Raw genomic sequence first — 11,259 nt, forward strand, 5'->3', positions numbered from 1 at the left:
CCGTACGTACAGTGCTGTGAGAGGACGGCGGTTAGTCGCCGCCTCCTACTCGATTTTGAATTCTAGCAATATTTCTACTTTCTCGTTGCAGTTATAATCTTTTTTATTTCTCTTTGAGATACAATCTCGTAATCCGTTCTAAAACCAAATGTGTCGTGGAGTTTGTCTGTAAGGTCGGTTCGTGTATACTCAGGGATATATCCTTCACCGGGAGCTATCAGCATGTTCATTTCTTTCAGTGTTCTTATAATGCTTTCAGTGGTATAACTCTCACCTAACTTCTTCTCCAGAATGCGATAAAGAATCAGGGCAGTGAAGCAGGTAATAGATGGTCTGATTTTTCGATTTTGATACAGATACTTTCATGACGCAGTCCCTCCATGCGCCCATATACTATATAGCCGAATATAGCCGGTGTATATTAGATACAATTTGATAAAAAAATACAGGCTTTTCAAGGCCTGATGAGATTTTGGAACTATTTAACTGTCAAACTACCGGGCTGAATAATGGGAACGTGTTTACTTATATTGACTGCTACAGGTTGGAAATCCGGGAATCTAGGTTGACAAACAATAAAAAAATATTACAATAAAAACTGACTGAAGTCAGTCAATATATATGAGGTAGAATTTATATGGCAAAAACTAAAGAAGAAAGACGCAATGAAATCATTGAGACAGCTGGAAAGCTGTTTGAGGAGAAGGGATATGAGCAGACACAAGTACAGGATATTGTCAATGAAATTGGAGTAGCAAAGGGACTTTTCTATTATTACTTCAAGTCAAAAGATGAAGTAATGGAGGAGTTGGCAGATAGATATGCAGACGCGATAATAGATGCTGTCAATAAGTTGATAGATAAGGATATAGCCACCTTTGACAAAATCAATCGTATTTTTCAAATTTTTATTGATTCGGCAGAAAAAAAGTTTGGCATATTTATGGGAATTCTAAATGTGAAAAACGGTATAACACACGAGAGGATTTTTTTCAATGTTGGGAAAAAAATGGTTCCTCTTGTAACAGAACTTATACTTTCTGGAAATGATAATGGAGAATGCAACTGCAGCGATCCAAAGTTTATCACTGAGTTTTTGGTTTCAGGATTGTTTAATATCATGAATCAAATTTCTCCAGATGAGAAGATCGATTATTTGAAGGAAAAACTGCCAACGATCAAGACAATGATTCTTAAACTATATAATTTTGCTGAACAGAAGGAGAGCAAATGAGTAGAAATTACGTATACACAGAATTAACAAATGCCATTGAACAGGCGATGCTAGTAGGCGGTCTTGAGTCAGAAAGTACGCAAATATCTCATTTCATTGCTGAGCATGGTGAACGTTTCCATTTTGATCCCGAAAGAAGCATGTATTAGAAGCGCTTCCTGCTATACAAGAAAACAAAATATATACGGGAAGTGATGGCGAAGCTCTTGTTAATGCAGCAGTACCTTATGCTATTGATAAGGCGATTAGTGAGGGGAAAATTAAAAAGAATTCGAAAGTACTAATCTATGCTGCCGAAAATACACAATGGCAACATGCTATAATTTATGTTAAGTGGTAGATTGTATTCTTTACATAGCGAGGTGAATATATTGAAAGCAGTTACATTTGAGAATGTATCAAAGACATATAATGTTGGTGACAGCGAAGTAAAGGCACTTGATCATGTTAGCTTCAGCATTGAAGACGAAAGTGTCACTGTGATTTTAGGACCGAGTGGATCAGGAAAGAGTACGATGCTCAATCTTATAGGTGGCATGGATAGAGCCTCATCTGGGTGCATACGGGTGTCAGATACCGATATTTCAAAGCTCAATGAATTTGAACTAACCGAATACAGAAGGAAAAAGATAGGATTTGTTTTCCAGTTTTACAATCTGATACCATCACTTAATGCGCTAGAGAATGTCAGTATTGTGGCTAAGATGACGTCACATTCGTTTGACGCAAAGGAAATGATCCGTAGTGTCGGGCTGGAGGATAGATGTCAGCATTTTCCTGATGAACTTTCAGGCGGAGAAATGCAGCGCTTGTCTATCGCGCGTGCCATATGTAAAAATCCGGACATTCTTCTCTGTGATGAGCCAACAGGAGCTCTGGACAGCGCTACAGGAAGGAGTGTACTTCAACTTCTTACGGATATGGCCAGGAAATATAACAAAACCGTAATCATAGTGACGCATAATGCTTCTATTGCGCTATGCGCTAATGAAGTGATACACCTAAAGGACGGTAGGATCGAATTTTCTGAGAAAAATGAAAAACCTTTGAAGGTTGACGAGGTAAACTGGTAATGGGTACACTGTTTCGTAAAATGCTTCGTGACATCTGGCGACTGAAATCTCAGTTCCTGTCGATATTTATCATGTGCGCTCTTGGAATGCTGATATACTCAGGTATCGAAGGAGTATGGAACGGTATGGAGCAGGAAGAGACTGCCTATTTTAATGATTCAAATCTGGCAGATATCTGGATCAGTGGTCTCGGATTTGACAATGATGATATTGGACAGATCAAAGAGCTTAATGGGATAAACGAAACCCAGCTTTCTGCTGTAGAAAGCGCATATCTGGATAGCGATTCCAATGTCAATATCTGTCTTATATCCAACAAAGACAATAAAATATCAAAGCCTTTATGTATTAACGGAAATGAATATAAGCCAACAGAAGACGGCATCTGGCTGGATAAAGATTATGCAGACAATAAGAAAATCCATGTTGGTGACCATATTCAGATATACTACGGTGAAAAAAGTCAAGAGTTAGAAGTTAAGGGATTGGTCTACAGCCCTGAGTATATCTGCTATACAGGTTCATCTACATTCATGGTGCCAGATCATTCGAAATATACCTATGGATTCATATCAGCAGATACTCTTTCTCAGATAGTCCCTAATGCAGCCTATAATCAGATAAAAATTACTACAGATAATATAACTGACGTGGATTCACTGCGCTCAGATCTGAAAACTATTCTCAATGATAAATATATGATGTGTTATGACAGAACGGAATACACACCTGTATCTTCATACATAAATAAGATCGGGCAGATAAAAAAGATGTCTGTCATGTTTTCACTCGTATTTTTTCTTCTGGCACTCCTTACCATTTACACAACTATGACAAGAATTGTCAGGAAGCAGCGTACACAGATCGGAATATTAAAGGCGCTTGGTTTTCATCCTCTTCAGATCCAGCTACATTATGCTGTTTACGGACTTGTCATCAGCATTCCAGCAGCATTACTGGGCTACGAGCTTGCACCATATACAGTAACCCCTGTCCTTCTTTCTCTGCAGAAAAAGTTTTACAGCATGCCTGAATGGCTGGGGCGTAATTCGTATTATTCAGTAATCCTTATTGTACTGCTTATCACTATCTGTACATTATCTGCCTGGATCTCATGCAGATCTATCGTAGTTGAGGCACCGACTGATTTGCTCCGTGATTCTGGCAGGCAGAGTCAGAAAAAGGTCTTTGCTGAACATTTTAAAGTTCTGTGGAACAGACTGAGCTTTGACTGGAGATGGATTATCCGAGATGCAGGACAGAACAAAATTCGTACAGCAATAGGAATTGTAGGCGTTTTAGGGAGCATGATGCTTCTGATGGCAAGCTTCGGATTAAAAGACACTATCAACATCGTAAACAATGAGATTTATGGCAGGCAATACACTTATTATGAAAAGTTAAATCTCAGTATGTCTCCAACAGAGGATGAAGTCAAAAAAATAGAATCTCTTCTGTCAGGCGACTGTCAGTGGGTAAGCGAACAGTTATGTGAGGCAAAAAGCTCAATGTCTGTTCATTCTGAAAGTCTGTTTATTATTGGTCAGGGTTATTTTTTCACGATATATGATACTGATGGAAATGTGCTGGAACTGCCTGATGATGGAATAATTCTATCCAGTTCTTCAGCCAGGGATCTGAATGTGAAAGAAAACGGATTTATCAGCGTACTTATAGCGGGAAAGAGAAATTATCTGAAGGTCTCCCAGATTGCAGATATAAACAGCCCTCAGGGAATATTTATGTCGCAGTCATACTGGGAATCGCTTGGCAATACATTTACAGCCAGCGCATTATTGGCAGATGACAACATGAATCTGGACGATGTGAGGCAGATGTCTGTTATCAAAGATTCAGTCAAGTTGAAGAAACAATACAGTGAGTCCGAGGAATTGCTGGACAGCGTTCAGGGAGTAATCATACTTCTGATTGCAGCAGCCATTCTTCTAAGTGTTGTAATCCAATATAATCTCGGATTATTGAACTTTACAGAAAAATACAGAGAATATGCCACACTTCGTGTTCTCGGAAGCTACAATACAGATATAAAGAGTCTTATCTTTAAAAGTAGCCTGATCCCCATGGTGACAGGGTGGATAATTGGCTCGATTGCTGGATGGTATTTTCTTGGACTATATGTCAGAACAGTCTCAACAACCACGATTTCATATTCACCTCATTTACGATTGATATCATATATAATTGTTTCATTAATCGTCGTAGGCTGCTCTCTTTTAATCCAGCTTATGGTATGCAGGTTAACAGCACATATAGATATGGTCGAATCGTTGAAGTCGGTCGAATAAAATGTTGTCTTAAGAAAAAATAACCGCCGTCTGCGGATATTTAAAATCCGGTGCAAGATTACCGCACCGGGTTAACTACATAAATCTTTTGTCTCCTGGTTCCCTGCGTTTGGGCAGAATAAATTCTTTCCAGTCTCATGTCACTTAGCTCCCGTCTTTGACAGTTGCGAAAGAGTCAAGAGCCCGTAAACGGCGCAATTACGCCATTTATGAGCTCTTGTTTTCTTTTTATAATCCGGAAACATTCTTCAATCTGCCATCGCTTTTGATTAATACTTATAATCGTTGCCACGTCATCTTCCAGCTTTGTGCATACGGCATAGAAACCGTCATAACGTTCCTCTATAAATTCCTATAAATCTATATTTCTGAAAGAAGGGTGAAGTGATATTTCTGAAAGAAGAGGGAAGAGTCTTTACGGAGACTATCTTTTTTGTTATAAAAGAATGGATAAGTACTGGAAAATTGCAAAATATTTTCTTTTAGACCAGGAGGCCAATATGGGATTAGAGCAGGAAAATCCGGTTTTATTTTTAGAGCAGGCGAAAGAAGCGGTAAAGCAACTGGAGGATTGTAAGCTCCAAGCGGAATCAGCTTTAGAAAGAGAAAAGCAAGGAAAACTCGACTTTGAGCAGGAGACAGAAGCTCTAAAGCAAAAGATTGAAAAAACGATTCAAGAGCGTAAGAAGGAACTGGAAAGCAGCTATGAGCAGCAGCTGTCTCAAAGTGACGGAAAAATCAAAAAGGTTCAAGAGGCTAGAGAAAAGGCTAAAAATAAGGGAATCAAGGAGAGGGTAGCGGAAGAATCCGCCCCTTTGAAGCAGGAAAATGTAGAATTAAAGAGACAGTATCACGGAATTTGCACCAGAGAAGGAGCACCCTTATTCTGCACCACCAAGCTTTTTGCCATTCTCTATAAGCCGGTATCCTTTTCAGAAGTTTTGGGGATGATTTTTCTCTTTTTACTTTTCTTTGCAGCGATTCCTATTTCCGTCTATTATTTTCTAGTGCCACATAGAATCCTGTTTTTGGTAGGAATTTATCTTTTGGATATCCTGATCTTTGGCGGTCTCTATGTCTTTATCGGAAACCGAACCGTTGGGAAGTTTAGAGATGTGGTAAATCAGGGGGCAGAGATTCGAAGGAAGATTAATCGAAACAAGAAACAGATGAAGCGTTTAAAGAAGGAGATTAACAAAGACTCCAATGAATCCCATTATCATCTGGAAGAGTTTGATGATGAACTGAGCCGTTTGAATCAGGAGAGAAACGAAGTGATTGCTCAAAAGCAGAATGCTCTCCATAGCTTTGAAACCGTTAATCAGAATATTATTCGGGATGAGATGGAGAACACAGAGAAAGAGCGTCTTACGACTTTGAAAGATCAATGGCAGCAGGCCTCTCAGGAAAGAAACAGTTTGGAAGGAAAGGCCCAGGAACTTCAGATTTCCATTACCCAAAAATTTGAGCAGTTTATCGGCAAAAAACATTTGAACGAAGAAGACCTGCATCGAATGATTCAATTTTTGCAGGAGGGACAGTGTAAGAGTCTTACAGAGGCGGTTTTAAAGCTGGAAGCACCGGAAGTGGAACCGGTACTTGCTCCTGCCGGTGAAAGTGATGCTGAATAAAAAGAATGGCTGGAAGGAATCAGATTTCGTTTCGGAACTCGAAATATAAAATAGTAGAACATTTTGAACTTATTATACAACGAGATATCGCACACTACGCGTGCGATACTCGTTAAGAATAATAGGTCTGAAAGTGTAGGGACAATCAGTACTTCGTACGCCCCGACTTTCAGACCTGTATTTTTTAAAAAGTAGTTTACTATTTACGCGCTTTGCTTATTTTAGTTCCGCTTGTTCAAAAGGAATTCCCAGTTCCTTTAAGATTTTCTCCTCTCTATGATGGCAGGTGAAAAGAAGAATCTGGGCAGGGTAAGCTTTTTTCAGATAGCCAATACTGGCTGCCAGTCTTTTTTCGTCATACATGGCAAAGCTGTCATCAAAGAGGAGGGGAAGCAAGTCCCTATTTTCCCTTTGCAGTAGGAGCGCCATAGAGAGACGAAGAGCCAAATACAATTGATCAATGGTGCCGGTAGAGGCTTGTTCCAAGGGGAAGAAACCTTCTTTGGCATTCACATAGATATGCAGCTGTTCATCAATCCAAAGAGAATCGTAGCGTCCTCCTGTAATCTCGGATAGAGCCTTCCCGCAGTCCTCGTTTAAGTGAAAGGCAAAACTTTTTCGGATTTCTCCGGCAATTTGTCGAATACGCTCTTTGGCTTCCAGAAGAGCCTCTCGCTTTTCCTGTAATTTCTCATTTTCCTCTAGAGAGGGACGAATTAAATCCGCCTTATTTTGTAGGATGCCGTATTGGCGTAGGAGTTCTTCCCGCTGCTCTTTTTGTTTTTCTTTGTAGCTTGTTTCCAGCCAAAGGTTCTTTTCTTTTTGATAACTTTCTTCCAAAAGAGCTAAGCTTTTTTCCAATTCTTCCTTTTCTCCCCATTTTTCCAAAAGAGTATTGTAATACTGTAATACCTTTGCCTGGGTATAGGATGAACCTTCTTCACGAAGTTCCTCTTTGCTGCTGTTTTGGAACTGTAGGAAGGTGGAAATGTTTCTCTTGGCCAGAATTTCTTCAAATTCCCGCTTCTCTTGTTTTACCCACCTTTGTTGCTGTGTAAAAATCCTTCTTTGCGATAAAGCCAGAAGAAGGAAGAGTAAAAAAGCACAGAAGAAGGGATACAGGTATGCAGAGAAGCCCATGGAAAAGAAGGGAAATCTGGGCAGGGCAACACTGGTATAGGCATATAGAAAGCTTAGTATGGTCAAAACAGCAAAGCAAAGGGCGAAGAAGCAGAAGAGGGGATAAAGAAAGATCGAGCTTTTGCCCAGTTCCTTTTCTTCCTGCTCATGACTGAGGTATTGCAGCATTTTCTCCTGTTCCAGCAGAAGCTCCTCTTTGTTGCTTAAGCCCTCTTTTTCCAAAAGAGAGGAGAGTCTGTTCCATTCTTCGCGGGTTTCTTCTATTTCCGCCACTTTCCTCTGTAGCTCCAAAGATTCCTCTTTCAAGATACAGTTCTTTACTACAGAGCTGTTCTTTTCAAAGGATTCTTCTCCGGCTTTTCTTTTCCCATCTATCTCTTCTCCATCTGTTTCCTCTCTATCTGTTTCTTCTATCATCGCCTCTTTCGGAGCTAATCCTTTGAGGGATTTTTCCTCTGAAAATTGGGCTTCTTCAGCTTCTAAAAGGGAGAGACTTCTATGGGTATTTTTCACTTCTCCTAAGAGACCGGAGTATCGTTTGCTTGCATCCGGAATCATTTTTTCTCTTAGCCTTGCTTCTTCTTGCTCCAGGTAATCCAAAGCTGCTTGAGGGTTAAGCTCCACATTACCGCTTTCTTGGAAATTGGAAAGCATAGCTTGTAATTCATAAACCATTTCCCGCTCGGTGGAGGACTTCAGCTGTCGTATGGATACGGTATTTTTAAAGCTCTCTAAGGAAAATGGGGAAAGGAGGTCCTGTAAAAAGCTCTCTCCTTCAAATAGCTTTTCCCCTTGGGGGAGAATAGTAATATGGGCTTCTCCTCCCTGTAAAAAGTCCCTTTGTACACAATAGCTTTTCCCCTGATGGGAAAAGGTCAAAGAACCTCCAAAGCCCAGTGCCTTGGAAAAGGGGCGGTATTGGAAAAAGATTTCTTTTTTACTGGCTCCCTTGGGGATACCGTAGAGCATGGCTTGAATAAAGGCATGAATGGTACTTTTTCCTGCCTCATTTTCTCCGTACAAAATCTGAATGGAAGGGGAGAAGTTCAGGGAATAATCGGAAAATTTCCCAAAGCCATCGATATACAATTTTTCCAGTATCATGACTTTCCTCCTTCCAGAAGGGCGGAAACGCCGTAAAAAAGACTTTGCTTTTCCATAGGGCTTAAGTCCTCCAGATCTTTTTTCAAGTAGGAACGAATAAAGAACCCCAAAATATCCTGTTGATGTTCTTTATATAGGGCATAAAAATCATACTGGGGAAGGGTTTCATCCAAGCATTCTACAATACGCAGCTCTTTCGGGAATAAACTCGGATCCACCTTGGTTTCCGGATCTCTTTTTCCGCTAAAGCGAATTTTATAAATATTCTGTTTTCCTCGTTCTTCGATTTTTTTTAAGAGTCCCTGCTTCAGTGCTTCCTGTCCCACGCTGGGATCCAGCTGCAAATGAAGGGAAATATATTGAAGGGTGGAAATCGGGAAAAAAGAAAGGCTTTCCAATCTCTTTGTGATGGGGTGAATACTTCCCAAATATACACCGTGTTCACCGGTGTTTTCAGTGCTTAGAGGTTCCGGTGAACCGGGGAAAGCAGCTTTCCCATTGGCAAAAACGCTTCTCTTGCTTTCGCCACCTAAGGCAATATAGGAAAAAGGGAGAGAGGCTAGCGGACTTTCTTTAGCAGCTGTTGCATGCTCACTGTTTTGTGCCTTCTCAAGGGATAAAAATTCTTCGGCCCTTCTTTCGTTCCAAAGCAGGATAGGAATGGCATCTCCGTGTTCCAAAGAAAAGGATTCCGCAGAGGAAAAGGAGAAGTCCTTTTCTTGCATGGCTAAAATCTCCATTTCCGGTTCCGGGAGATAGAATTTACTCTGTTCTTCTGTGAAAACATGTACATTTTCCGAAAAAGAGAAGCTTCGGAGAAAGTAATTTTCTTCCGTCTTTTTGCAAAACAAAAAAACATGACAGAAGGGAATCTTCTGAAAAAGTTTATGAAGGTATTCCAAATCCTTTTGCAAGGGAGGGAGATGAAAAATCTGTCCCATCAGAAATAAGGCATCTACATTTTCCTGTAAAACCAAATCTACGATTTTTTCTGCGGAATGGAAAAGGGCGTTGGCCCGTTCTCTTCCCCAGGGATGCTGAGCATCCGGAATCATTCCTAAATGTAAATCCGCGGCATGGATAAAACGCATAAGGAATCCTTTCTAAGCTAATTTTAGCCTCCCGGATACCCGAGAGGCAAAAATTTTATAATTCACAGTTTCCAACGGTTCTTGGGAAGGGGAGTACATCACGAATATTGCTCATACCGGTAATATACATAACAGCTCGCTCAAAGCCCAGACCGAAACCGCCGTGTCTTGTGGAGCCGTAACGTCTTAAATCCAGATAGAATTCATATTCCTCCAGATCCATCTTAAGTTCCTCCATACGCTTCTTTAATTTCTCATAATCATCTTCTCTTTGAGAACCGCCGATGATTTCTCCGATGCCGGGAACCAGACAATCCACTGCGGCAACGGTCTTTCCGTCCTCGTTCAGCTTCATGTAGAAAGCTTTAATATCCTTCGGATAATCCGTTACGAAGACAGGACGCTTATAAACTTCTTCGGTGAGGTAACGCTCATGCTCGGTTTGCAGGTCACAGCCCCACTCCACCTTATATTCAAAACGGTCGTTTTGTTTTTGTAAAATTTCTACTGCTTCCGTATAGGTTACTCTGGCGAATTCGGACTCCACAATATGATTTAATCTATCCAAAAGACCCTTATCCACGAATTGATTTAAGAATTCCAATTCTTCCGGCGCATTGACTAAAACATACTGAATCACATATTTCAGCATATCCTCCGCAATAAACATGACATCGTCCAGATCTGCGAAGGCCATCTCCGGCTCAATCATCCAGAATTCCGCAGCATGCCTTTGGGTGTTGGACTTCTCCGCTCTGAAGGTAGGTCCGAAGGTATAGATATCTCGGAAGGCCTGGGCAAAGGTTTCTCCGTTTAACTGTCCGGAAACGGTAAGGCTGGTTTTTTTACCGAAGAAATCCTCTCCATATTGCACCTCACCCTTTTCCATAGGAACGGATTCCAAGGGCAGGGTGGTTACTTGGAACATTTCTCCTGCGCCCTCTGTATCGGAGGCGGTGATAATGGGTGTATGCACATAAACGAAGCCTCGCTCCTGGAAGAAAGAGTGAAGGGCGAAAGCTACCTGAGAACGAATACGGAACACCGCCTGGAAGGTATTGGTTCTTGGACGAAGATGCGGAATAGTACGAAGATATTCTAAAGTATGTCTTTTCTTTTGTAAGGGATAGCTGGCTTCCGTATCTCCTTCCACTGTAATGGAACTGGCCTGCAACTCAAAGGGCTGCTTCGCCTCCGGTGTAGCCACCAGCTTTCCTTCCACAATTACCGCAGCACCGACACCAAGCTTGGCTGCCTGTGCAAAGTTCTCTAAGCTGTCATGGTAAACAACCTGCAACGGAGTAAAAAAGGTGCCGTCGGAAATCACCAAGAATCCGAAATTCTTGGAGTCTCTGTTGCTACGCACCCAACCGCTGACCATGACCTCTGTATCCAAATATTCTTCCTGTGATAGGAAAATGTCTCTCAATCCTGTAATTTCCATACTTCCCCCTTTATATAAACAATATTTTTCAGTATATAGGAGGGAGAAAAAATTTTCAAGGAAATACGACGGAAACTCCCGCTAAATTGAGGGCCTAACAATCAAATGAATTTTCTAAGCGATATAGTGAACTTGGGGCACGCTCTTGCTAGCTTCGCCTGACTGAGCAGTGGTTTCTGTAAACCACTGCTCACTTTGCTTGTGCGCCTAGCGGCGCACGTTTCTAACGGGTTAAA

The 11,259-nt window shown here is 41.1% G+C and carries 8 protein-coding genes and 1 pseudogene; 5 read left to right on the forward strand and 4 right to left on the reverse strand.

Annotation, left to right across the window (positions count from 1 at the left end):
• Window positions 1-74: 74 nt before the first annotated feature.
• A pseudogene (locus RYO92_RS11250) lies at window positions 75-356 on the reverse strand (IS1634 family transposase); the annotation flags it as partial.
• A 281-nt stretch (window positions 357-637) separates the two neighbouring features.
• Here RYO92_RS11250 and RYO92_RS10075 point away from each other — a divergent pair.
• The 5 genes from RYO92_RS10075 (at window position 638) to RYO92_RS10100 (ending at window position 6,244) form a co-directional block, all read left to right on the forward strand.
• Window positions 638-1,234, forward strand: a complete 597-nt coding sequence (locus RYO92_RS10075) for a TetR/AcrR family transcriptional regulator (RefSeq protein ID WP_315370299.1) — start codon at window positions 638-640, stop codon at window positions 1,232-1,234.
• Entirely contained in the window at window positions 1,231-1,383 is a 153-nt protein-coding gene (locus RYO92_RS10080; RefSeq protein ID WP_315370300.1) for a hypothetical protein, read from the forward strand. The genes RYO92_RS10075 and RYO92_RS10080 overlap by 4 nt, the downstream gene beginning before the upstream one ends.
• Before the next feature lie 177 nt (window positions 1,384-1,560).
• Complete coding sequence (locus RYO92_RS10085) at window positions 1,561-2,307, forward strand: ABC transporter ATP-binding protein (RefSeq protein ID WP_442945647.1); 747 nt, start codon at window positions 1,561-1,563, stop codon at window positions 2,305-2,307.
• Between the two features lie 125 nt (window positions 2,308-2,432).
• A complete protein-coding gene (locus RYO92_RS10090; protein ID WP_315370302.1) occupies window positions 2,433-4,613 on the forward strand; it encodes an ABC transporter permease in 2,181 nt (726 codons plus the stop codon).
• A gap of 500 nt (window positions 4,614-5,113) precedes the next feature.
• Window positions 5,114-6,244, forward strand: coding sequence for a hypothetical protein (locus RYO92_RS10100; RefSeq protein ID WP_315370303.1), 1,131 nt, complete (start codon window positions 5,114-5,116; stop codon window positions 6,242-6,244).
• 216 nt (window positions 6,245-6,460) lie between these two features.
• On the opposite strand, the gene RYO92_RS10105 is transcribed toward RYO92_RS10100, so the two are convergent.
• From RYO92_RS10105 to asnS, 3 genes are read right to left on the reverse strand one after another with little or no spacing between them, the layout of a single operon-like run.
• Window positions 6,461-8,488 carry an ATP-binding protein gene (locus RYO92_RS10105; protein WP_315370304.1) on the reverse strand — a complete coding sequence of 676 codons (2,028 nt, stop codon included), beginning with the start codon at window positions 8,486-8,488 and terminating at the stop codon, window positions 6,461-6,463.
• Entirely contained in the window at window positions 8,485-9,579 is a 1,095-nt protein-coding gene (locus RYO92_RS10110; protein WP_315370305.1) for a metallophosphoesterase family protein, read from the reverse strand. Before RYO92_RS10110 ends, RYO92_RS10105 begins: the two co-directional genes overlap by 4 nt.
• A 55-nt stretch (window positions 9,580-9,634) precedes the next feature.
• Window positions 9,635-11,023, reverse strand: a complete 1,389-nt coding sequence (gene asnS / locus RYO92_RS10115) for an asparagine--tRNA ligase (RefSeq protein ID WP_007156445.1) — start codon at window positions 11,021-11,023, stop codon at window positions 9,635-9,637.
• Window positions 11,024-11,259: the final 236 nt, after the last annotated feature.

Source organism: Oribacterium sinus (assembly GCF_963553175.1).
In the GTDB taxonomy this organism is placed as follows: Bacteria; Bacillota; Clostridia; order Lachnospirales; family Lachnospiraceae; genus Oribacterium; species Oribacterium sinus_B.

Coding starts and splice junctions, on each gene's coding strand:
- RYO92_RS10075 (WP_315370299.1), top strand. CDS start 638: ATGGCAAAAACTAAAGAAGAAAGACGCAATGAAATCATTGAGACAGCT.
- RYO92_RS10080 (WP_315370300.1), top strand. CDS start 1,231: ATGAGTAGAAATTACGTATACACAGAATTAACAAATGCCATTGAACAG.
- RYO92_RS10085 (WP_442945647.1), top strand. CDS start 1,561: ATGTTAAGTGGTAGATTGTATTCTTTACATAGCGAGGTGAATATATTG.
- RYO92_RS10090 (WP_315370302.1), top strand. CDS start 2,433: ATGGAGCAGGAAGAGACTGCCTATTTTAATGATTCAAATCTGGCAGAT.
- RYO92_RS10100 (WP_315370303.1), top strand. CDS start 5,114: ATGGGATTAGAGCAGGAAAATCCGGTTTTATTTTTAGAGCAGGCGAAA.
- RYO92_RS10105 (WP_315370304.1), bottom strand. CDS start 8,488: ATGATACTGGAAAAATTGTATATCGATGGCTTTGGGAAATTTTCCGAT.
- RYO92_RS10110 (WP_315370305.1), bottom strand. CDS start 9,579: ATGCGTTTTATCCATGCCGCGGATTTACATTTAGGAATGATTCCGGAT.
- asnS (WP_007156445.1), bottom strand. CDS start 11,023: ATGGAAATTACAGGATTGAGAGACATTTTCCTATCACAGGAAGAATAT.